We start from the raw sequence: 22,395 nt of genomic DNA, 5'->3' as shown, positions 1-22,395 counted from the left end.
CATCGTTGAATTTCTTACTTTGTCTTCTCAACATCGCCCGGTTTCCAGGTCTTGTCGAAGAAAGGCTGCTCGGGGCCGTAGAAACGCAGATAGACAAAAAAGCCATTGTCTAAAATTGTTTTTACCCAGTTATTCTCATCAACGTTGATCGGCCGCTCCGGCGAAAAAAACAGGTCAAACGAACCGTCAGCGTTTTGCACGACCCCATGAACAGAGCCACGTACTGGAGGCCTGCCGGTGCCGTTATCAAGCTGGGAGCGGGTTTCATTGTCGTACACGGTGGCCGACCAGAAAAGCCTGGCAGGTACATTGGCCGGCAGGTGGAGTCTGTAGCTGTATTGCCCTTCCAGCCAGTTGCCTTCGGCATCTTCATAGGCCCCTATATAGGCCGACCCTGCTCCGACAATGCGCGTGGTCATGGCTCTGGCTGTCCCAATGGCTTCGAAGCCAAAGCGGGTACGCTGGTCGATAATAAGATTGTTGTCCGTATGGAAGGTCGGGTCCTCGACCACAAATATCCACTTCCAGTGCCTGTCTGGATAGGCATACAGCAATTCCTCCGGCCAGCGAGGTTTCCAGGCAATGGTCTTGGCCATCGCCCTCCCTACTGTAGCCGCTTCGGTCAGGATTTTCTTCATGCGCTCATCCGGAGCGAATGGTTTTCCTTTCTCAATGCCAAGGGTGGCAGCCATGCCCAGAAAAGCCATATCTTGCGGCCGGGCCGGTTCATCGTCAATGTAGCGGGCCAGGTTTACCCAGTAGTCGAACCCCTCTTTGTGCAGCGAGTCGATAGGCGTACTTCCCATCTCGATAATCTTAGTCTTACGGGGTGCATCGGCTTCGGCAAGAGGATAGATACGCAGGGTGCGCATATGGTCGGCCAGCACCTTAAAATCGGCCCGGATTTTTGGAATGGCTCGCAGATACCAGACAGCGGTTCGCGTGTCGGATTGGGCTGCAAAGTATTCCTCCGGCACCTCTCCTTTATAGCCCGGAGGAAGTATCAGAAATTTGCCCCCCTGCATTTTGTCGGGACCAAAAGGGCCGCCGACGTCAACAATAGGCTGCTGCCAGATGTTGTCAATCGGTCCCACCAATCCCGCGGGCACCTCCATGACAATCGGGCCTTCATTGAGGTCCATTGCCCCCGATATATAAGGGGTGTCGTTGTTTGCGGTCAGAACAAGCTGCGCCGGAAAAGCAGACTGCTCGTATAACAGGGCGTCAAAACTGCTTGCTCCACGTCTGCTATATTCGTCTCGAATGGCACCAAATGAAGCCATGATGTTTGACCACAAATAGACCTGCACAGCCCGCTGGAAGTCCAGCTCGTCATAGAGTTTCTCCACGGTCTCCGCCGTGGGATAGCCGCTCTGGAACTCAAGCTCACCAAAGCGTGTTTCAATCGTTTGTATAAATTTCTGGGATGTGTTGTCACTCATTTCTGCACCTTTGCATTGAATATCATTTTTGATTAATTATATGCAAATATCACTCCTAATCGACTTTAGTTAATTCCTTTTTATGCTGCTGTTTCGCCCGCCTGCCAAGTTCCCCGGCAAGAGGCGTCATCAGGACCATGGTGATCAGCGGATAAACGACAATCATTACTAGGACGTTGGGATCCTCACTGAAATTCATCGTTGCGACGACTATCGCGGCGGCGATGTTACGCTGCCCGGCACCCAGTGACTTAATAGCAAGGGCAAGGCACCCGGCAGGATTATGATGGTGGCCACCACCAACAGCACCATCAAGCTGGTGGCTGCCGCTTTGTCAATTTTGGCAAACTCGGCCATTTTGGGCAGGCCAGGCGCGCCCGCCGCCAGCGACACCAGGAGCATCCCTATAGCGATCGACTACAAAGTTTGCCAGCAGCGCCATAATCACAAACCGTGCATTGCGCAAAGGCCCGGTTATCTGGGCCATGGTCAGATTCAAACCCATCGAGATTATCGTGCCGAGGACAAAGACTAACCCCATCAGATCGTACAGAGTATCCAGTATTTCCGCGATTTTCCTTCCTCCCTTTGTTATATTTTAACGCGATACTGGCGAAGGCTCAGGCGAACTGGCCTTCACCAGGACTGCCAGAAAACCATTTATTGACGCGCCATCGCAAAACTTAAGCGCTCTTCGGGTGAGATCAGGTGGTCCTGGTCATCCAGGCCCAGGTCAATCTGCACCCAGTTAACCTCGCCGCTGAATTTGTTTCCGCGCGGGCCGTAATCCGGCGACACCGGCGACCCGGATCCCCTGCCAACATCACAGTCCTCGGTGGAAAAGACCATCATATGCGTCTCCTCCACGTGCCCGGAACCAACATTTTTGCCGTCAATAAAGAGTGTTACCAGGCCGCCTTTGCCGATCCCGCCGCCGTCATAAGCAAACTCCATCCGCACCTGGTGCCTACCGGCCGGGACCGGCTGATCGCTCTCCACAAACCAGGTCTTGTGCCCCAGCAAGTTGTAGCAGTACTTGAGCTTGCCCTCTCTGGCATACAGGCTCCAGCCTCCAAACATGCCGCCCTGGGCAACGATCACCCCTTCAGCACCAGAATTGGGCACCACTACATCAGCGGTCACAGAATGGGATTTGTTCTTGATGCTGATGACCGACCATTCGTTTAAGCGCCCCATCCCCCCAAAGAGCAGCTGGGATTTGCCGCGCACCAACTGCGGCCGGCCGGCCAGATCGGGGTTCAGGCGCTCCAGGCGGTCATCCATCGGCAGGACATTGTACCTGGCTGCCTCGATCAGCCACAAACGCTTGAGCCGTTCCAGTTCCTCCGGCATTTCCCTGGCCAGGTTCCTGGCCTGGCTCCAATCGTCCGGTCCGTACAGCTCCCAGACATCCTCATCAAAGGGAACCTGCGGCAAATGGGCTCGCCAGGAGGCCGTGTGCGGGGTGATGGCCGACCAGCCTTTATGATAGATGCCCCGGTTACCGCCCACCTCAAAGTATTGGGTTTCCCGCCGCTCCGGTGCATAGGCATCATTGAAGGTGGAGAACAGGCTGACGCCCTCCATGGGCGACTGGGTGATGCCATGCACCTGGGTCGGTTCAGGAATTCCGGCGACTTCCAGCACCGTGGGGGCAATGTCGATCACGTGCATAAACTGGTTGCGGATTTCGCCCTGGGCTTGAATACCCCGGGGCCAGTGCACCACGGTGCCGTTGCGGGTGCCGCCCCAGTGCGAGGCGATCATCTTGCTCCACTGGTAGGGAGTGTTCATGGCCATGGCCCAGCCCACCGCATAGTGGTTGTAGGCCCTGGGCGTGCCAAAATCATTGATGCGCGCCTTCACAATCTCCGGTGCTTCCAGGTCCGGGCGGCCGTTGTGGAAGGTCAGTTCCATAAAGGCTCCGGTAAATGTGCCCTCGGCCGAGGCACCGTTATCGCCGATGATGTAGTAGATCAGCGTGTCGTCCAGAATCTCCATGTCCTCCAGGGCGTCAATGACCCGGCCGATGTGGTAGTCGGTGTGTTCCAGGAACCCGGCATAGACTTCCATCTGGCGTGCCAGCACCGGTTTCATATCATCGGGGATTTCCTCCCAGTGCGGGACTTCTTTGTTCCAGGGGGTCAATTCGCAGTCGGGAGGGACAACGCCCAGGGCTTTCTGACGCGTCAGGATTTCCTCCCGCAGCTTTTCATAGCCCTGGTCAAATTTGCCCCTGTACTTATCCGCCCATTCTGCGGGTACGTGATGAGGGGCATGGGTGGCGCCGGGGGCATAGTAGATGAAGAAGGGCTTGTCGGGCATGAGCGCTTTCTGCTGCCGGATCCACTTGATGGCTTTATTGGTCATATCCTCGGTGAAATGATAGCCCTCTTCCGGCATCTTGTTCTGCTCAACGGGAGTGGTGCCTTCGTAGATGGCCGGATAGTACTGGTTCGTCTCCCCGCCGATAAAGCCGTAGAAATACTCAAAACCGCTGCCGGTGGGCCAGCGATCAAACGGCCCCATGGGGCTGGTTTCCCAGGGGGGTACTTCGTGACACTTGCCAAACTGGGCTGTAGAGTACCCGTTAAGCCTGAGTATCTCCGCCAGGGGGGCTTTGTTGTTGGGTCGCATGGCGTTGTAACCGGGCGCCGGTGTCGATGCTTCAGTGATACTTCCCATCCCCACCGAGTGGTGGTTGCGCCCGGTCAGCAGCGCCGCTCGGGTGGGTGCACACAGGGCGGTGGTGTGGAAGCGGTTGTACTTGAGGCCGGTGTTTGCCAGCCGCTCTGCGGTGGGAGTATTGGCCGGGCCTCCAAAGGCGCTGGAGGCACCAAAACCCACGTCGTCCAGCAGGATAATCAGCACGTTGGGTGCTTCTTTAGGCGGCCGCAGCGGCTTGATCGGCGGGAATCTGGTGTCAGGGTCCCTGGCATCGTAAGTTGTTAAACCTGCATGCGGCATATCCGGTATCGGAAGGATTGATCTTTGGACTTCGTCTTGTTTACTCATGTTTTATTTCTCCTTTTTCAGTTTTTTTCCTTTTTATGCGGCTGCTTTCGCCCGCCTGCCCAGTTCCCCGGCAAGAGGCGTCATCAGGATCAGGGTAATCAGCGAATAAACGATGATCATTACCAGGACATTGGGGTCCTCGCTGAAATTCATCGTCGCGACGACTACCGCAGCGGCGATGTTACGCTGCCCGGCACCCAGCGACTGCACCCACTTTATGGAGGCGTCCTGCCCACCCAGCAGGTAACCGATCGCAAGGGCGATCACCACCAGGAGGATGCTGGCTATCAAACCCCCGGAGCCAAACAGGCTGACCACGTTGCTCCAGTTCATCACCAGCATGAGAACCAGCAAAAAGAGTAGGCTGATATTGGATGCCTGCGCAGCGTAGGGCTGGACGCTTGCAGCAACCTCTTCCCAGCGCGCCCGCACGAACAGGCTCAATGCCAGGGGAATTAACATCAGAAAGATTAGGCCGGAGGCGATATCCCAGAAAGTGATCTGGACCCCGGGCAGCAGAAAGGGCAGAATGATGGGCATAATGATGATGCTTGCCACGATCAACAGCACCATCAAACCCGTAGCAGCGGCGGTATCAACCCTGGAGATCTGGGCCAGCTTGGGCAGCGCCGGGGCGCCCGCCGCCAGCGAGACCAGGAGCAGCCCGGTGACCAGGGCTTCATCCAGAGGGATCACCAGGGTGAGAACGTAGGCCGCCACCGGTATCAAAATGAAGTTTGCCAGCAAGGCCATCATCACGAAGCGTGTATTGCGCAAAGGGTCCGTAATTTGTTTCACGGTCAGGCTCATGCCCATCGAAATCATAGTGCCGAGCACAAAGACAAGCGACATGAGATTGTAAAGGACATCCAGTATTGCCATGACAATTTTTCTCCTGTTGCAAAATAATATTTGGCCTTGCAGCCACCAATTTCGAAATTTACTGCTGTGTCATCATCCGTTTCAGGTCAGCTTCATCGTCTTTGATCAGTTCGCCTGAAACATCAAGTTCAACCTGCCTGACCCTGCCTGTGAAAGTAAACGGTGCCCCGTATTCTTCGGGGTGGACACTGTCGGCTGCGTCGTAGCCGCAAGCTCAGCCCGAAAATTCCAAAGAGGTTAGGCACGGTGTAAGGCAGGTCTCTGCTGGCCACAAGCTTGTCGTTGATGTAGCGCAGGCCCCGTTTGCCAGCTGTTCCAGGTTGAGTGTTTCGCAGAGCCCCCCGAAAACTGACATCTGGCCGTAGCCCACGTCGTCCAGAATGAAAAATATCACATTCGGTGCACCCTTTCCGGTCCGTGTCGGTTTGGGCCAGGCAGGTGAGGATTCGTCAAGTGTTCCCCCAATAACTTCTGGAAAATGTGTTCCGGGCTCGTATTCGATCAATTCGGGCATTATTACCCCCCATTCTTTCAGAACCTGCAAGACCACCCCCTGGCTTGCGGTTCAATATTTCGATTAATTCATTTACTCGCTTGTAAATATAAATTTACTTTTATATATACTATTATATACATGTCTGTTTTTTCTGGTTTTTGAAAACGACTAGGTCGAGCGCACCCATAAGGAGGACAAGCCCTGTTACAATAGGAATCGTGAACAGTGAGTCAAGCTGGTCGGAAACGGTGACCAGTACGGCAATTCCCGCCGGGTTTAGCAGGCCGGATGTAACCCAGGTGCTTCAACTACCATTTCTTACGCTCGATTTCAGCCTTAAAGTTCCTGACCGGTTCTCTTTCCACCTCCACGTTCAGGTGCTCCCGACTCCCTGCAAGAGTTTTTCCATTACCTGGTCCACGGTAAAGCTTGCCGCTTTCTGGCGTGGAGGGTACTCTTCGAATGTTGTCAGAAAGTCTCCCACGACACTCTGGGCAGGCACCAGCAGGAAGGCATGGTCCAGCAGCCAGTCGTAGTAGGTGTTTGAGGTCTGATCTGCTCTTTCATATGGGTCGGTACGCAGGTTGAATATTTTTGGTATACGCAGCGGGACAAAAGGTTCTGCCCAGATCAGAAGCGTGCCGACGGCGCGCTGCTCCAAAAAGACCAGTTTCCAGTTGTCGTACCGTAGAGCTACCAGGTCTCCGTCATCAGAGAAGTAAAAGAACTCAATCCTGGGTGATTTTTTCTCCTTTCCGGTCAGGTAAGGAAGCAGGTTATAACCGTCAAGGTGAACCTTGAAAGTTTTGTCTCCTGCTTTGTGGCCTTTTTTAAGCTTCTCGTTAATATCCGGTTCCCCTGCTGCTGCAAGCAAAGTGGGCAGCCAGTCTATGTGGCTCACAATCTCGTTAGAAATTGTGCCTGCCGGGATCTTGCCAGGCCAGCGCATTACCTCAGGAACGCGGAAAGCTCCTTCCCAGCAGGAGTTTTTCTCGTTGCGGAACGGAGTCATAGCTGCATCGGGCCAGGAGTTCATGTGTGGTCCGTTGTCCGTGCTGTAGATGACAATGGTATCGTCAGCAATGCCTATTTCGTCCAGCAGGTCGAGAAGCACGCCTACCTGCCGATCGTGCTCAATCATGGCATCATGGTACGCGGATTGCCAGCGCCCCGACTGTCCCCGTATCCTGTCCGGGACGTGAGTCCTGAAATGCATTCTTGTGGTATTAAACCAGACAAAGAACGGTTTTTCTGCCTCATGCTGACGTTTGATAAAATCGATAGCTGCATCCAGAAATTCCTGGTCTACGTCTTCCATTCTTTTTTTGGTCAACGGGCCGGTATCCTCGATGCGGCCGTCGGCATAGCTATGGATTACTCCCCTGGGACCATAGTTCTTCCGGAAATTAGGAAAGTCTTTTTCAGGTGGATAATCGCGTTCTTCAGGCTCCTCTTCAGCATTCAAATGATAAAGGTTGCCAAAGAACTCGTCAAAACCATGGTTTGTAGGCAGGTATTCGTCCCGGTCCCCGAGATGGTTCTTTCCAAACTGACCGGTGGCATAACCCAGCGGTTTCAGCAGCTCGGCAATTGTAGGGTCCTCAGGCTGAAGTCCTACTTTGGCTCCGGGCATTCCCACTTTACTCAGTCCCGTACGGAAGGCACTCTGGCCGGTGATAAACGAAGCTCTTCCGGCAGTGCAGCTCTGTTCTCCGTAAGAGTCGGTGAACCTGATGCCCTCATTTGCAATGCGGTCGATGTTTTGTGTCCTGTAGCCCATCAGGCCGTTGCTGTAGCAGCTGAGGTTGCTGATTCCAATGTCATCTCCCCAGATGACCAGAATGTTCGGTTTCTTTTCTGCCATTCTTAACCCCCTTGGAATATATTGGTTGATTGATTGATTGATTGATTGATTGATTGATAAATATCTCAAATCAACACTTATTAGCAGTCTTTAGGTGCTTAATTGAACAAAATATGGATTTTTTCGTCTCTACTCTCCATTTTGTTCCTTTCAGAATCGTATAACAGGTCCGGACTGCGGCTGATCCCTATTCTTTATCTGCTTCCGGTCCTTCCTTTCAGGTCCGTTTTTCTTGAGACCGTGACAGCGTTTGAACTTGAGCCCGCTACCGCAGGGGCAGGGATCGTTTTTTCCTGCCCGGGCAAAAGCGTCTTCCAGAGCCAGGACCCTCATCACCTCTGGTGCCGGGTAGCCCCTGCGTATCAGGCCTGTCATGATCTGCATCGGAAAGTCGATGTGCCGGAAGAAAGCTTTCCAGCCTTCGCAGAGGTAGTTCAGTCCCGGTTCCCCGTCCGTGGTTGTCAGGAAACGGTTTTTAGGACATTCCCCCATGCAGGCAAAGAGCACATCACATTCCCGGCATACCTGCGGGAGAGTGTCTCGTTTATCCTGCCCGAATTTGTACTGCTTTTCCGAAGCTGCAAGCTCGCCTATCTCTTTCTCCATGATATTTCCCAGCAGGTATTCCGGCTCCACAAAATGGTCGCAGGAGTAGAGGTCCCCGTTGTGCTCCAGGGCAAGTCCCATACCGCATGTTTCCTCAAAAACGCACATGCATGAAGGCATCCCCAGCCATCTACGTGCAGAAGCTTCAAAAGTCTGCACGAAGACCCTTCCCACATCATTTCTCACCCACTCGTCAAAAATGAGGCTCAGGAAACTTCCAAACTGTTCGGGCTGCACTGAGCGGTCCGAGACCGTATCTCCTTTCTGGTAAAGGGTCTGTCCCTCCTCATTGATTCGCTCTACTACCGGAATAAATTGAATCCAGTCTGTCTTTGCTTCATCCCGCAGGAAGCGGTAGACCTCAAGCGGATAATCGGCATTTCTGCGGTTGACAGTGGCCAGGACGTTATATTCCACGCCGTGTTTTTGCAGGAGCCGGAGCCCCCTCATGACCCGGTCAAAACTCCCCTCCCCCTTTTTGTCCACCCTGTAGGCGTTGTGAAGTTCACGCGGGCCGTCGATGCTGATCCCTATAAGAAAGTCGTTTTCCTTAAAGAACAGGCACCATTCGTCGTCCAGCAGCGTGCCGTTGGTCTGCATTGTATTTTCAAATGTCATTCCCGGCTTCCTGTACTTTTCCTGCAGCTCGATGGCGCGTCGGTAAAAATCGATTCCCATCAGGGTAGGTTCGCCTCCCTGCCAGGCAACGGTCACCTGCGGGCTGCGGTGGACTGCGATAAGCTGCCGGATGTAGTTCTCCAGCACTTCATCTGACATTCGGAACCTGCTGCCTGGATAGAGCAACTCCTTGTCCAGAAAGAAGCAGTAGGAGCAGGCCAGGTTGCAGATTGCCCCTGTAGGCTTGGCCAGCACATGGATTCTGGGAGGCAGATAGTGTTGTGTCATTTAGCACTTCCTCCCTGCGCCGGGATTCCCTAGCTCGAATTTGAGCTCCATGCTTCGGGCCACGATTCTGATCATGATCTGGATCATACTTCGGGCCATGCTTCGGGCCATGCTTCGGGCCATGCTTCGGGCCATGCTTCGGGCCACTATTCGGACTTCGTAAGGTCTGCCTGTATTTTCTGTCATTTGAAATTCTCCTTTTGTCCCGTGCATCCGGACCATCTACTCCTCTGCAAAAACTCCCTCCTGGCGTAAGCGGTGCACCGTCTGTATCACGACTGCAGTCAGCGGCACGGCCAGTATCATGGCCAGGGCTCCCCCGACAACTCCGGCTGCGATTGTGACCAGGAACACGACCAGCGGGTGAACCTTGAGAGTCGTCCCCAGAGCCCACGTATTTATGGCATTCTGCAGCGCCCCGTTGGATATGATCACCGCAACAGCGATAATCAGCGCTGTTTCTGCTCCCCCGGAACCAAAGGCGATAATCACGGCAAAAGCCCCTCCAATGAAGGCACCTATGTAGGGGATAAATGAAGTAAAAAAGTACAGGATAAGAATCGAGCCCACAAGGGGCACTTTGAGGATGATCAGGGGCACGGCCACCACGACCGCCGTAATCGCCGCAGTGAGCGCGGTTCCCCGGAAATAGAGGCGTATTGACCGGCTGATGTCGGCAACGATAGCCGTACCGGTCCCGGGTTTTAAGTTGAACTGCCGGGCCAGCCAGACCTCTATTTCTGGCCCGTCCCGCAGGATGAAAAACAGAATGAACACACTGAAATAGACCCCTATCAGGAGCGCAGCAGCACTCGAAAACGTGCTGCTGAGGAGCCCGATAATCCCCTGACCCAGCGCAGGCAGGGCATTTGCGATTGCGGTGCTGATGGAATCGAGGGTCTCCTCTTTGACCGGGAACTGCAGCAACCAGACCTGCAGGCTTTCCCATCCGGTTTTGAGCTGGAATACTATCTCTGCTCCCTGGTCAATGAAGCCTTTTACCAGGATCACGAACAGGACTGCGGCACCCAGAAATATGAACAGCATGGCCAGCACAGTGCCAATATTGCGGTTAACGTGCCACCGTTCCAGCATGTCCACCAGCGGCCGAAAGACAATGCCGATCACCACTGCAACGAGTAGAGGGACGGTGATACTGCTCACTGTCGCAATGACGCTGAGGACAGTGCTGGCGGCGAGCACGATACCCAGAAAGAGCCAGCTAACCACGCCTGAGCGGCGCAGCCAGTAAGGTGCGCTCCGGGCAAAGTCACTTCGAAGTTGTTTGTCCGTAATGATTCTCCCCCCGTGATAGGACCGGAAGTTCCCGGATCGCCGGGTTGCCTGCCAGTCCTCTGTCCTATCTTCACCGCCTCTCCGGAGCCATGAGGACCTCAGTTTCTTGGATGGTTTGCTGTTTACTGCCTCGCCATGACCATACGGATCTCGGCTTCCTTGTCCTCGATCAGCTTGCCGCTCACATCCACGGTCACACTGTAGATCTTGCCGGTAAACTCAAAGGGAGGCCGGTAGTCGGGTGTGACCGGAGCCCCGAGAGCTGAGCCGCAGGTGACTCCGCTGGTCAGCCCAATTATAATCGGAGTCGTCACGGGAACCTCAACCTGGCCAACCAATTTCCCGTCTATGTAGAGCTGGGCTCTGCCAGGTGCCCCCTTGCCCTTTGCCACATCTGGCTTACCGGTAACTTCGAACTCAAAGCGGAGTTTGTGCCTCCCCTCGGGGACATTTTCCACGGACTCGACATGATAGAGGGTTCTGGATACGTAGTTGTGAACCCAGTGCAGCTTTTTACCTTTGATGTAGAAAGAATATCCTCCGTCAATACCCCCGTGGGCAAGCAGGACTCCTTCAGCCCCTCCTGGAGGAATCTCAACATCGGCAGTGATGCTGTGAGGGCGGTTGAGGACCCTGACCGCTGCATTCATGGGCACGACCTGGGTCCCAGGATAATAGGTGTAATGTGTCCTTTCGGCGGCAATCTGCGGTCTTTCGTCGGCAAGACGTAGCACTCCGCGGGCATCGATAGGCAGCACGTTGTATTTTCCGGCTTCCACATACCAGGTGGCAATCATCTCGATCAACTTCGACCGGTTTTCCGCAGCCATATTATGGCTTTCGGTCCAGTCCTTTTCCACATGGTAAAGTTCCCAGCCTTTTGCATCCAGTTCAGTCAGCTTCCCTGCCGGAATCGGTTCGCCGAAAGACTTCCCTGCTTCGGTGAAAGAGGGACCGGGCCATGGACATACGGCACGCCAGCCGTCGTGGTAAATGGAGCGGTGTCCCATCATCTCGAAGTACTGGGTGTGGTGCTTTGAAAGCGCACCGGCATTGTCGAAGCTGTCTGCAAAACTGAAACCTTCTATGGGCGCCTGGGTCACCCCTTTGATAACTGTCGGGGGCTCAATTCTCAGGCACTCCAGGACTGTGGGTACCATGTCGATAGCGTGGGCATACTGGGCGCGGGCCTCGCCCCTGCCCATTATTCCACGGGGCCAGTGGACGATGAAGGGGTCGCTGATGCCTCCACGGTATGTTTCCCGCTTCCAGCGGCGGAAAGGCGTATCTCCCGCCCAGGTCCAGCCCCAGGCATAGTGGTTGTAAGTTTCCGGGCCCCCCAGCTTATTCAGGGCTGCGAGGTTTTCCTCCAGCGATTCGGGTACATTGTTGAAGAAGAGGTTCTCATTGACCGAACCCGTGGGGCCCCCTTCGGAACTTGCACCGTTGTCGGAAATCACCATGATTAAAGTATTATCAAACTCACCGATATCTTTCAGGAACTGCAGCAGCCTCCCGGTGTGGTAATCGGTATGTTCCAGGAAGCCGGCAAAGACTTCCATCATGCGGGCGTAGAGCTTTTTCTCCTCAGGCGAGCATTCATCCCAGGGTTTGACATCCGGGTCGTGACGGGATAGTTCGGCGTCTTCAGGGACTATGCCCAGTTCCTTTTGACGGGCAAAGGTCTTTTCCCTGTAAGCCTCCCAGCCGTCATTGAACTTGCCTTTGTATTTGTCAGCCCATTCTTTGGGGACGTGGTGAGGAGCATGCATGGCTCCGGTGCAGAAGTACATGAAAAAAGGCTTGTTGGGTGCGACCTGTTTGGCATCGGCAATGAACTGGATGGCTTTGTCCGCAAGGTCCTCATTCAGGGTGTAGCCCTCTTCGGGAGTTTTGGGGGGATGTACGGAGTGGCTATCGTAAACCAGCTCAGGATAATACTGGTGCGTTTCGCCTCCTAAAAAACCGTAGAAGCGCTCGAAACCCCGGCCCAGAGGCCAGCGGTCATAGGGTCCTGCTGCCGAGATCTGGTCTGCCGGTGTCAGGTGCCATTTGCCCACGGCATAGGTGTTGTAGCCGTGCTCCAGAAGGATCTCTGACAAAAACCCATTCTCAAAAGGTATGTAGCCGTTGTAGCCGGGATAGCCGGTTGAGCCCTCGGTGATGCAGGCCATGTTGTTCGAATGGTGGTTTCGCCCGGTCAGGATACAGGTGCGGGTGGGAGAGCACAGCGCTGTTGTATGCATATTGTTATAAACAAGGCCCCCCTCTGCCAGGCTGTCAAGGTTAGGTGTATTAATAGGTGAGCCGTAGCAGCCGAGTTGTCCGAAGCCTGTGTCGTCCAACACTATAAATAATACGTTTGGTGTGCCTTCTTTAGCCCGGTTGGGTTCCGGCCAGGCAGGTTCTGACTGGTCCGCAGTGCGTCCGATAACTCCGGGAAAGGTGGTTCCGGGTTTGTATTCTTTTAATGGCATTTATCCTCCTATCAGTATTGGGATTCTCTAAAAAATACACAAAAATAAAAAGGGGAAAGGAATTGACTTTTCACTCCTCGCCCTCATTCATTTTATTCAGAAATCTCTTTTCCTGCTTTACAGGCAGTTTCCAGGAATGCAGGTATTCCTGGAGTGGCGATTTCATGTCAAAACTTACATTGCCGGAGCTGCCTCTTCTTCTTCGGCAAACATCTCGTGCATCTTGTCTTCTTCTTCTTTGGACAAGTTGGAAGCAATAATTTCGAACTTGAGGCCTTTGACAGCTTCTGCTACCTTATCATGCACAGCATCGCTGGTAAGCAAAAAGAGGGCAGAGGTGCCTTCGGTCACTTTACTGCGGACCGACTTGATGAAATCATCACTGATTCCCACGTCAGCAAAGGAGCCGGACAGTGCACCGACAGCAGCTCCGACGACCAGGCCAAAGATCGGGACCAGGAAGATCAGGCCGAACAGCATGCCCCAGAATGCGCCGCTGAGTGCACCTACTCCAGTCATGCTGGTTAATTGTTTCGTTTTTGGCTTTTTTTTGCCCATCGGCCAGGAAACGATTGCTGCATCCTGCAGGGTGATCAGCTGCTTCTTGCTCAAATCCTCTACCACTTCAAGTGCATGTTCTGCACCGCCAGGAGTGTCAAATTTTAAAACTGTTAGAGTTGCTATATTCAAACCTCCTTTTATATTCACATTTTTTCTTTGTTGCTTTGTTTTTATGCCAGCTTGCCAATCAAGGCGGAACCGGCATCTCCACTATCGTTTTGTAATTCTTGAAAAAGCCGGGGTACCATGTCTTCTTCTCTGGCTTACGCATTTTCTGCTGGCTTAGCAGCAGAATAGTAACCGGGAAAAAGCCTTACTCAAAACCCACAAACCGTTTTGTGCCGAGGGTCGAGGAATAATCACTTCTGACAATCGCTTCTGACAGGGAAATTTACAATATTTTTTTCATTTGTTGTCCCATGTGGGTTTTATTAATGTGATCTCACAGGGTCTAATGATACTGATATTCTGCCATAGCCAGAGCTATTCAGAGCGAGATGAATTCCATTTAAATGTCTTTTTTGACTATTATCGGTTTGAACCTGAAGGCTTGAGATTCTTCAGGTGTCTTTTATAACGCCTAAAAACCACCTGCCAGGTATCTACCGTAAATTTTGATGCTGTTAACCCCCACTGAACCTTCGAGATCACTTCCCCCAAGCTCGATGTTCAATTATTCGCTTTATATAATTATTCTTTTATACATATTATTCTATGCATGTTGATTTCTTTTATCGGGTCTGCCTAAATGGATTGTTCTTTTCTGTTGGAGAAAGGGGACTAAATAATAGATCTATCTGATCCGTGCAACATTATTCACTATCTGTGTCGCTCCTGTCACGCTCGACTCAGGAGAGCGGTCTTTCCCGCAAAAAAGCCCGAAAAGAAGATCGAAAATAAAAGTCAGCAAGCAAAAACTATCGAGGAAACCGTAAGACCCAACAAAAAAGAACAAATCAAATTCTACCTGAAAAATACTTTTTTAAGTCTCTTTTTCTGCTTTTTTTCTGCTTTTTTTGCAGGGCCGCCAGACAAGCTGGCGGAGGCGCTTGGATTTACCTGTAAATTAAAAAGCAGCCTCGTGGGGATTAAAGAAGATATTTTTTCAGTCCCCGGGGCATTTCTCCAATGTATTGTTTCTCTTTATTGCGGTGTTGTTTTGTCGGGCACTTTTTATCTGGCTGGCAGGCTGGCCCAAGCTCCGGGCGGCGCAGGGAAAGAAAACTGAAAGCTTCCAGCTCCGGGCTCCGGAATATGTCAACTGATTAATCAGAAATCCCCTGAATCCTTTTCCTGTCTGGAAATTTTCAGCTCATTTTCCTGGTCCGAAATATGAACAATGATGTCGGAAGAAGGCATCAATATATTCGCATTCATCAGGGCTTTATATATTGCCGTGTTGAGCTTGTCCTCTGAAACCCTGGTTTCCACGTAATTTTCTATCCAGCACCTGGCTTTGAACTCCACTCCTGATCCGGTAAACCTGAGTAAGAGAGCCTGTACAGGTTGTTCATGCATGATCCAGTCTTCATGCTTCATAGCCTCAATAATCAGGTTTCGTACGTACTCGATATCCGGGCCATAGGATACAACTACATCGGTCTCTACACGGAACATCTTGCCGGGTATGGAATAATTGGTGATCATATCCAGGCCGATAACAGAGTTTGGAATTACTACCAGACGATTATCCCTGGTAAGAATACGAGTTGACCGCCATCCGATCTCCATCACATCTCCCCAGGTATCGAGTTTTTCGATTCGAATCCGGTCTCCGATCCGGAAGGGGCGGTCAATGAGAAGCACGATCCCGGTTATTATATCCGCGAGCGTCGTCTGGGCTGCAAGGCCAACTATTACTCCCCCGATACCCAGGGCAGTAAGTGACGCAGTAAATGCGGCCCCGGTGATCCCGAAATGTCCAAGAAGCACAATTATGGCCAGAAAACTGAAAACCAGCAAAAATATGTATTTTATGGAGCGCACAACTCTCTGGTCGATTTCTTCCCGATCCCGCAGGGGCACCCGGGATATGTACCAGTTTGAAGCGATGGATATGAGGCGAAAAATAATGTAGACCCCTATACCCCAATAGAGAAAGAAGAAGAGGTCATCCGCAAATCCTGCATAGAACCCGACAGATTCACCGAACAGTCTTACTATTGCCTGCATGCCCCGCAGAATAATATAAAGGAGCAGTAGATTTTCTAAAAGGCGGAGAATCCTATCGTCAGCTTTTGTGTTTGTCTTTTTGACTGCCGACCAGAGAAAGTGCTTCAGGATTAATCGGCTTACTATTATGGCTCCTATTGTCAGTACCAGAATAACGGCCAGCTTCAGGAGGATTCCGCCGAGGGGCAGCACCTGTTCAATCTCAACCACTTTCATTTCTCTCCGGCCCAGTACTGTCCCTGCAACAGAATCTTCAGGTATATTCTTTCTTATCTATCTTTTAAGTCAGAACCCTCTTCTGCTGCCCGATCCCCTGCATTCCAGGTAATGAATATGAAGAAAAAATAAGTAACTTTGAACCTTCGCATATCCAATAACGTTAAAAGACAGAAAATGAAAGCTCTATCGTCCGGTTTCCTCCGGGTTTTCTGTACTGATCGTAGAGTGTCAGGTCTTAAAACATTCTTAAAACCGGAATTTAAGTTTTGGTACCTTTCAGGGTGTCGCTGCTGCCATTCCAGGCTTTTTTTCCTCTGCAAATTTAACCGCTTCTGCCAGTTCTTCTCCAACTAAAGCAAGTAGCTCAGGTGTGATCATGCCCTGGGAAACCAATACTCCTCCAGCTTCACGGATCGCCTGTTTGAGATTCTTTGCCCAGAGGTGTTCGATGACAAGGATGGCAGCGGCAGTACCTTCCGGGATTGCATCGGTTACCTCCAGAATATCTTCATCAGTGATCCCGTAGTTTTCCTGGGCGGCTGCCAGAATTCCTGCCTCTGTGCCTTCCCTGGCTCCCTCTTCGCCTCCGGCTCCATAACCAATAAGTCCTCCTACAACGGCTCCGAATTGTATTTTCTCCTCCTGGTCCAGTTGTGTAGCTTCCATAGACTTGATGTTCCCTTTTTCGTCTTTCCATACGAACAGCAGGTCAATGAGCCTGATCATTCCTTTTTCCATGACTGATTCAAGTTCACGGCGGATCTGTCCGTGGAATTTTGGATTCTCGAATGCAATGACTAAGAGCTGCATAGGTCCATACATTACTTCGGTCATTTGTTTTCCCCCTCTTGAAGTTCTTTCCATTTTTGCCGTTCCGTTTCCTTTGCGCTGCACTTTACCGATAGCTGGTGGTCATATGTGGTGGTCATATGAATGTGATATGGAATTACCCTACAGTCCCGGCAGCCTTCCTCCCCTTATTCAGAAACCTGCAGTCAAAAAACAGTTACAGCAGTGTTGACACAATAAATGTATAAAATTTGGATTATATATAAATAAGCATATTTAAAATTAAAATCAAGACAAAATCTCTTGAAGCAATAAGGCCTGGTTAATAGGTTTTTCACAATATTTGAGAGCTAATCAGGATATTTTTTCATTCACCTGATTTCTCATTTTTTTCCAGTTCTCCAGTTATCTCCCATTCTGGCGGGAGGTGGCTTAAATTCCTGTGCATTCTGATTCGGCTCCATCGTTTCAAAGACATTTTTGGTCGGCATTCTTTAATCTCCTTTGAGGTTGTGACCTTACTTTGCTTTCCCAATATCCTGCAGGTAGGTAATGGGCAGAACTTCTCTGCCTCGCATTAGGTTGTCTGCTATTTTCAATCTCCTTTCAAATGTTTTGAATTCTTAAACACATTCACCTTCAGGATTTCCGGATTTACCAAATAACACATTCTTATCCTGATTCAGTCGTTGATAAAGCGTTATTCGTAGGCTGCAACCGCCTTTTTGATGTTGATAAACATGTGCTCGTCACCCACGGCCGCACCAAACACACGATGGAGTCGATGGTCAGGGTCAACAGGAAAAAGATGCAGGCGGCGAACATCATGGCCATGCTGGCCTATGCTTCCGCGTCTTTTTTGCGCAGATTCAAAATCAGGATGTAGAGGCTGACGACCAGCACCCAGGCCGGAAAGAGCAATGTCACCCAGTAATTGAGGCCGATGCTCACCAGTAAGACGAGCGCCACCGAATAGGTTAAAAAGGTCAGCCAGCGCGGCATGATGCGGGTGCGAACCGCTATGGTGCCCAACGAGATCATGAATACGCCTGCCATGCGAATGGCATAGACATTGGTGATGGTAAATATCACCTCCCGACTGTAGGTGTATACGCCGCTGGTAATCAGCAAGTCCGGTTCGAGGGTATAGCTGGTCAGGAGCCCGCCTGCCAGTGCCGCCGAGACAAAGATCATGGCCATGTACAGCAGGCCGCTGCCAAAGAATATGCTCGAAAAGAAACGGTCCTCCAACTCTCCCATGCGGTCGCGAACCACACCGATGAACCACAGGAAGGCTATCCCGGCGATGGGCACCAGACTAAGGCCCAGGGCTATGGTCTTTGCCTGCTCCTCCAGCCAGAAGTCGTCGGCGGCCGGATCGGAGGGGATAGAGAGCCGGATGAGCACATTGGCGGTGATGTGCAGCACGGCAAAGAGGATGCCGGCGACGGCCGCAGCACGCGGCGTCTTGAGCCGCAGGTCATTCAAGGGACGTACTTCTTTGCTCATGATTGTCTCCTAATAGCTAATAGCGTCTCGTCAACGGTGATTTGATATGTGGGGGTCCTGTGCCTGCCCGACTCAACAGTCATATGGTGAATCTTTCCGGCGAACATGTTCTTCTCCTTGCCCGGCGACCCTTTCCGGATGTAAAGGGCAAGCTAGCCGTCAGGGTTCTTTTTCAGGCACGGTAGTATGGGTAAGTTGACCGGGTAGTGTTGAGCGGGTTGTCGATCAGCAGTTGTTTTTTGCCATTGTACAAAGTAACGGCTGTTTCACTGTGCTGGAGCCTCTTCAACTTCCCCGGTCGCAAAGGCCGTAATCTCTCCTGAAAGCTCATCTCCCATGGTCAGCGTCACCACTCTGGCGTTGAAACCGCTCATTTTGTTGATGACCTCTTCGCTGTAGATGTTTTCGAGCAATAGCAGAAGAGCCGAACTATTGGGCTTCAGGGCGTTTCCGAGTTCTTCAAGATTGCCTTTCTTTATTGGACGGCCGAGGTACTTTCCGGCAACACCGCCGACCACAGCTCCACCTACTACCCAGGACAGCAAACCGACGGGACCCCCTATGAGAGATAGAATTCCGCCGCCAACAGCTCCGATTGCCGCACCGAAAACTCCCCTTCCCGGCTCGTGGACGTGTACCTTGCCCTTTTCATCATGTTCGACTACTGCCTGAGCGACAATTTCATATTTGTCCAGTATGCCTTTGGACTTTACTTCCTTGAGGATTTCCTCTGCCTTCTTCTGTCCTTCAAAGCAAAGCGCCACAATGTTGTAGACTTTTGATGTTTCTTCTTTTCCCATTCTATTATTCCCCACTCGTTTAGAAGTCTGAACATGCGGTCCAGACTGAATTATTCATATAAATCAGTTTTTAAAAACGGTTTTATAATACATATATGTATATGCGAAACTGCACAGATATTTAGCCCCTCAGCATGTTGTTTTTGCTTTGAAGGTTATGTCTTATTTTGAACAAAATGGAGGTTTTTAGGGGGGAGTTATAAAGTGGAAAAACCTCTGTAAAAAAGATAGAATCCGGCAATCGTTAGTTTCCGGGTCATGGGTAAGGACAGCACCCATGAGTACAGTGCAGGGCTTTGAAATCTCAGGATTCATTATTCTCTTTTTTCTCATCCTGACCTCTATCCCCACTTGATTCCATCAGTTTAGCCATCAAGCGTGTCTCATCGGAACTTTCCAGAACCATCTTTACAACCATTGTGAGGGGGACGGCAATCAGTGCACCTGCAGCTCCCAGTATGAAGGACCAGTAAAACAAAGAAAGAAATACTGTCGTTGGAGATAATTTAAGGCCTTTTCCTGCAAGAGACGGGAAAAGGATATTTTCTACGAGCATATTGATTAGGCTGATACCGGCGAGGACAGCTATTGCCCCTATAGGCCCATACTTGAACAGGGCAAGGAGCATAGGTGGAACAGCGGCAAGATAAAAGCCCAGATAAGGGATATAACCGAATATGAATGTCAGGAATCCCCAGAGAAGAGCAAAATCTATACCCCCAATAAAGAGCAGTATGGCAGTTCCAATTCCCCCAAGCAAATTGGTCTCAGTCCTCAGGAGCATGTAATTTATAACTTTGCTGCTTAATTCGGTAAACTTCGAAAGACGGACTGGTTGATCTTCAACTTCTTTTTGAACCTTTTCTGGCGCACCTGCAGAATCCAGAAGTAAAAACGTTGTCGTGATAACAATGAGCACAATTGTTGATCCGGCACCTAAGGCCCCTGAAATAATTTCCCCAGACACTCTGAAAGCAAATGCTGCAATATCGCGCAGGACCGATTCCACTGAAACTCCAGCTGCAGGCAAATATGTTGAAATACTGTTCAGAATACCCTGCAACTGATTTTCATAGTTTGGAATCTGGTCACTGATCTGGATTAAAGAGTTTACAAACAGAACTGCGGTTCCAAAAAAAACAAAAATGAAAAAAAGGATTACAAGAAAAACGCTAACTGTTCCCGGAACCCCTTTCCTCATGAGCCAGCGAACCAGAGGGGCAAAGATTAGAAAGGCAAAAAGAGCGAAAAAAACCGGTACAAGTATAGTTGAAATCGCCTTCATACCAAGTGTAAGGAGAACTGCTGCAGTGCTGTAAATCAGAATTTTGGCTGGTGTTGAGATGGTATTTGAATTTATGTTTGCATCCTCCAATCTTTCTTACTCCGGATTTTTCTTTTGCTGCCTCTTTTGTTTTTCAAATTTTCATAGATCAACTTCCCTGTCTTGCTCTCTAATTTCCATGCATTTCAATTGAGAAGAATTAAAAATCAGTAACTTCGCATCCTGTCTTTTTAGCTGCCATTTTAATAAATGAAGAAAGTAAAGACTCCAGCTCCCCCATCTAAAGAAAGAAGATAAAAATCCCAATCTCCTCTCATTTTTTAATTAAGCTATTAAGTCACTGAATGGACACAATATATGTATAAATCATAGAATATATATGAATTATCATATATATTTTTAGGATTTTCTCTTCTATATTTCCTTATTTTCTTTTTCCCAGTTTCCTTTTTCCCAGTTTCCTTTTTCCCAGTTTCCTTTTTCCCAGTTTCCTTTTTGCCTCTTTTCTCTTTATTTCGTGTTCTACCTGGAGTTTTTTAGCACGCCTTCGGTAGCGGTAAAGCCCTGACGTACAGGCAGTTCCTTCACTTCCATCCTTTCCGGCGCATCTTCTGGAAGTGCATCTACTATTATTGAATACCATTTACCTGCGGGGCCTGCGGAAATTCCGTGGGCAAAAATACTTATGAGGACTGTGGTGATCACGACAAGAACTATCGTTTCAAGCCCCGGAATCCCTTTTGCCTCTTCTACAGCAATGAGCAGAAGGACGACCGATGCCAGGCCTCTCGGGCCAAACCAGCCAAGGAAGAGGACGGTTTCGCGGTGCAGACCCGCACCAATCAGAGAGATTGCTACAGGGACCATACGAATTACAGTGAGGCTCAGTACTGCATAAACGACCTCAGACAAACCGATGGCTGGAAGCCTTGTTGCGGTTACGACCCCGAATATGAAGAAAACTGCAAGGCTCAGGATGCTCCCTTCGGCTTCCGTAAGAATTATCTCTTCCTCCGTGACCTTTCTGCCCATAGCCCCGCTTGCCATTCCAGCTAAAAAAGCCGCTATGAATCCGCTTCCTCCCAGCGTATCGGCCACAAGCCAGGAGATGATGGCAAGTGCCAGAAATTCAATCCTGCGGTAAAGCGTGGAAGTCCATCCTGCCCTGATAGCCCTGCCGGAAAGCCATCCTCCAAGCAGACCCAGTGTGATACCGACCAGAGCTCCATACCCTATCTGTTCAATTGTTAGGGATAAAATAGTAGCTATCGGCTGGTTAAGTTCCTCTCCTTTAGCCAATGTAAGGAAGAAGATGAAAAGAGGAATTGCTCCCCCATCGTTGAGCCCGCTTTCGATGTTTAGGCTCTGTCGGATCCGGACAGGTATTTTCGGGTTGCTTACGATAGGCTGGCCCAACCCGGCATCTGTAGGGGCAAGAATAGCTCCCACGAGTGCAGCTTCGGCAAAGTTCAGGTCCAAAAATATGATCGCAGCAGCAATAGTCCCTGCGATAATAATAAGGGGCAGGGCAAAAAAGAGGAGGCGGTTTTGCAGACCTTCCTTCTGGCCCAGTGACCTCAGTTTGATCCTGGAAGCATCGGCGAACAGTGTGAGTACCAGAGCCACCTCAGCTACCTTGAGGATGAAACTGCTCCCTTCAGGAAATTCTACCATGTCGAGCCCTTCCGGGCTGAGCAGCATTCCGGCCGCAACAAAAATTATCGGGGTAGTGACAACGGTTTTAGAGATTCTTTGGGAGACAAGGCTATAAACAAAGAGTAGCGCTGCAAAGGCAATGACAAAGCTTGTTGTTTCTGCTGTCGTGGAAATTCCTTCTGCTTTCGGGTGCAGATTGTCACTTTTGCGCCATCAGTTTTTTTGAGCTCTCAGCTGCTTTTTCGCATCTCCCCTTCACCTTGCCGGTTCCGTGGAAGTTTTTTCTGGGATACTGTTAGGGAGAACCCCATGCCCAGTATGCCGGTAAGCACGAAGATCAGTGTGGCAAGGACGCCTACAGTCTCAAGGATATTCAAAAAAGGGGTGGTTTCACCCATTCTTTTCTCCCCTCTTTCCCCT

18 protein-coding genes are annotated in these 22,395 nt (G+C 50.8%); 1 reads left to right on the top strand and 17 read right to left on the bottom strand.

Annotation, left to right across the window (positions count from 1 at the left end; all coding sequences use genetic code 11):
* Positions 1-14: 14 nt before the first annotated feature.
* The gene (locus EO98_RS00695) at positions 15-1,442 is read right to left on the bottom strand and encodes a DUF1254 domain-containing protein (protein WP_052734574.1); all 1,428 of its coding nucleotides are present in this window, start codon (positions 1,440-1,442) and stop codon (positions 15-17) included.
* A gap of 283 nt (positions 1,443-1,725) precedes the next feature.
* On the opposite strand from EO98_RS00695, the gene EO98_RS18785 reads away from it, so the two are divergent.
* Positions 1,726-1,977: a hypothetical protein gene (locus EO98_RS18785; RefSeq protein ID WP_200895206.1), complete on the top strand. Its 252-nt coding sequence runs from the start codon at positions 1,726-1,728 to the stop codon at positions 1,975-1,977.
* Between the two features lie 125 nt (positions 1,978-2,102).
* Here the strand turns inward: EO98_RS18785 and EO98_RS00685 are convergent, their stop codons facing one another.
* The 16 genes from EO98_RS00685 to EO98_RS18080 form a co-directional block, all read right to left on the bottom strand.
* The gene (locus tag EO98_RS00685; RefSeq protein WP_052734573.1) at positions 2,103-4,457 is read right to left on the bottom strand and encodes an arylsulfatase; all 2,355 of its coding nucleotides are present in this window, start codon (positions 4,455-4,457) and stop codon (positions 2,103-2,105) included.
* A gap of 33 nt (positions 4,458-4,490) precedes the next feature.
* Entirely contained in the window at positions 4,491-5,339 is an 849-nt protein-coding gene (locus EO98_RS00680) for a bile acid:sodium symporter family protein (RefSeq protein WP_048142765.1), read from the bottom strand.
* Between the two features lie 214 nt (positions 5,340-5,553).
* Positions 5,554-5,883, bottom strand: a complete 330-nt coding sequence (locus tag EO98_RS00675; RefSeq protein ID WP_048142763.1) for a hypothetical protein — start codon at positions 5,881-5,883, stop codon at positions 5,554-5,556.
* Positions 5,884-6,208: 325 nt separating this feature from the next.
* Complete coding sequence (locus tag EO98_RS00670) at positions 6,209-7,699, bottom strand: arylsulfatase (RefSeq protein WP_048142761.1); 1,491 nt, start codon at positions 7,697-7,699, stop codon at positions 6,209-6,211.
* Positions 7,700-7,849: 150 nt separating this feature from the next.
* On the bottom strand, positions 7,850-9,211 hold the full coding sequence (locus EO98_RS00665; RefSeq protein ID WP_048142759.1) for an anaerobic sulfatase maturase: 1,362 nt from the start codon (positions 9,209-9,211) through the stop codon (positions 7,850-7,852).
* The gene (locus EO98_RS00660; protein ID WP_156160969.1) at positions 9,212-9,397 is read right to left on the bottom strand and encodes a hypothetical protein; all 186 of its coding nucleotides are present in this window, start codon (positions 9,395-9,397) and stop codon (positions 9,212-9,214) included. It abuts the gene before it with no gap.
* Positions 9,398-9,433: 36 nt separating this feature from the next.
* A complete protein-coding gene (locus EO98_RS00655; protein WP_052734572.1) occupies positions 9,434-10,441 on the bottom strand; it encodes an AI-2E family transporter in 1,008 nt (335 codons plus the stop codon).
* Between the two features lie 188 nt (positions 10,442-10,629).
* Positions 10,630-12,984 carry an arylsulfatase gene (locus tag EO98_RS00650; protein WP_048142753.1) on the bottom strand — a complete coding sequence of 785 codons (2,355 nt, stop codon included), beginning with the start codon at positions 12,982-12,984 and terminating at the stop codon, positions 10,630-10,632.
* 174 nt (positions 12,985-13,158) lie between these two features.
* On the bottom strand, positions 13,159-13,674 hold the full coding sequence (locus EO98_RS00645; protein WP_235283859.1) for a DUF1269 domain-containing protein: 516 nt from the start codon (positions 13,672-13,674) through the stop codon (positions 13,159-13,161).
* A gap of 1,140 nt (positions 13,675-14,814) precedes the next feature.
* The gene (locus tag EO98_RS00640) at positions 14,815-15,933 is read right to left on the bottom strand and encodes a mechanosensitive ion channel family protein (protein ID WP_235283944.1); all 1,119 of its coding nucleotides are present in this window, start codon (positions 15,931-15,933) and stop codon (positions 14,815-14,817) included.
* Positions 15,934-16,212: 279 nt separating this feature from the next.
* Positions 16,213-16,770 (bottom strand): DUF1269 domain-containing protein, encoded by a 558-nt coding sequence (locus EO98_RS00635; RefSeq protein WP_048142751.1) that lies wholly within the window; start codon positions 16,768-16,770, stop codon positions 16,213-16,215.
* 795 nt (positions 16,771-17,565) lie between these two features.
* Positions 17,566-18,234, bottom strand: a complete 669-nt coding sequence (locus EO98_RS00630) for a hypothetical protein (RefSeq protein ID WP_048142749.1) — start codon at positions 18,232-18,234, stop codon at positions 17,566-17,568.
* 266 nt (positions 18,235-18,500) lie between these two features.
* The gene (locus EO98_RS17330; protein WP_052734571.1) at positions 18,501-19,034 is read right to left on the bottom strand and encodes a DUF1269 domain-containing protein; all 534 of its coding nucleotides are present in this window, start codon (positions 19,032-19,034) and stop codon (positions 18,501-18,503) included.
* A 304-nt stretch (positions 19,035-19,338) separates the two neighbouring features.
* Positions 19,339-20,409: an AI-2E family transporter gene (locus EO98_RS00620; protein ID WP_048142747.1), complete on the bottom strand. Its 1,071-nt coding sequence runs from the start codon at positions 20,407-20,409 to the stop codon at positions 19,339-19,341.
* Positions 20,410-20,841: 432 nt separating this feature from the next.
* Positions 20,842-22,116 carry a sodium:proton antiporter gene (locus EO98_RS00615; RefSeq protein WP_082098415.1) on the bottom strand — a complete coding sequence of 425 codons (1,275 nt, stop codon included), beginning with the start codon at positions 22,114-22,116 and terminating at the stop codon, positions 20,842-20,844.
* 89 nt (positions 22,117-22,205) lie between these two features.
* Positions 22,206-22,373: a hypothetical protein gene (locus EO98_RS18080; protein ID WP_200895205.1), complete on the bottom strand. Its 168-nt coding sequence runs from the start codon at positions 22,371-22,373 to the stop codon at positions 22,206-22,208.
* Positions 22,374-22,395: the final 22 nt, after the last annotated feature.

The sequence above is a fragment of the Methanosarcina sp. 2.H.T.1A.6 genome, assembly GCF_000979455.1.
In the GTDB taxonomy this organism is placed as follows: Archaea; Halobacteriota; Methanosarcinia; order Methanosarcinales; family Methanosarcinaceae; genus Methanosarcina.
Note: the sequence above shows the minus strand (reverse complement) of the source record. Positions and strands in the feature narration are given on the sequence as shown.

What these genes read in the sequence shown, in the direction of transcription:
- EO98_RS00695 (WP_052734574.1), bottom strand. Translation starts at nt 1,442, where the DNA reads ATGAGTGACAACACATCCCAGAAATTTATACAAACGATTGAAACACGC.
- EO98_RS18785 (WP_200895206.1), top strand. Translation starts at nt 1,726, where the DNA reads ATGATGGTGGCCACCACCAACAGCACCATCAAGCTGGTGGCTGCCGCT.
- EO98_RS00685 (WP_052734573.1), bottom strand. Translation starts at nt 4,457, where the DNA reads ATGAGTAAACAAGACGAAGTCCAAAGATCAATCCTTCCGATACCGGAT.
- EO98_RS00680 (WP_048142765.1), bottom strand. Translation starts at nt 5,339, where the DNA reads ATGGCAATACTGGATGTCCTTTACAATCTCATGTCGCTTGTCTTTGTG.
- EO98_RS00670 (WP_048142761.1), bottom strand. Translation starts at nt 7,699, where the DNA reads ATGGCAGAAAAGAAACCGAACATTCTGGTCATCTGGGGAGATGACATT.
- EO98_RS00665 (WP_048142759.1), bottom strand. Translation starts at nt 9,211, where the DNA reads ATGACACAACACTATCTGCCTCCCAGAATCCATGTGCTGGCCAAGCCT.
- EO98_RS00660 (WP_156160969.1), bottom strand. Translation starts at nt 9,397, where the DNA reads ATGACAGAAAATACAGGCAGACCTTACGAAGTCCGAATAGTGGCCCGA.
- EO98_RS00650 (WP_048142753.1), bottom strand. Translation starts at nt 12,984, where the DNA reads ATGCCATTAAAAGAATACAAACCCGGAACCACCTTTCCCGGAGTTATC.
- EO98_RS00640 (WP_235283944.1), bottom strand. Translation starts at nt 15,933, where the DNA reads ATGAAAGTGGTTGAGATTGAACAGGTGCTGCCCCTCGGCGGAATCCTC.
- EO98_RS00635 (WP_048142751.1), bottom strand. Translation starts at nt 16,770, where the DNA reads ATGACCGAAGTAATGTATGGACCTATGCAGCTCTTAGTCATTGCATTC.
- EO98_RS00630 (WP_048142749.1), bottom strand. Translation starts at nt 18,234, where the DNA reads ATGAGCAAAGAAGTACGTCCCTTGAATGACCTGCGGCTCAAGACGCCG.
- EO98_RS17330 (WP_052734571.1), bottom strand. Translation starts at nt 19,034, where the DNA reads ATGGGAAAAGAAGAAACATCAAAAGTCTACAACATTGTGGCGCTTTGC.
- EO98_RS18080 (WP_200895205.1), bottom strand. Translation starts at nt 22,373, where the DNA reads ATGGGTGAAACCACCCCTTTTTTGAATATCCTTGAGACTGTAGGCGTC.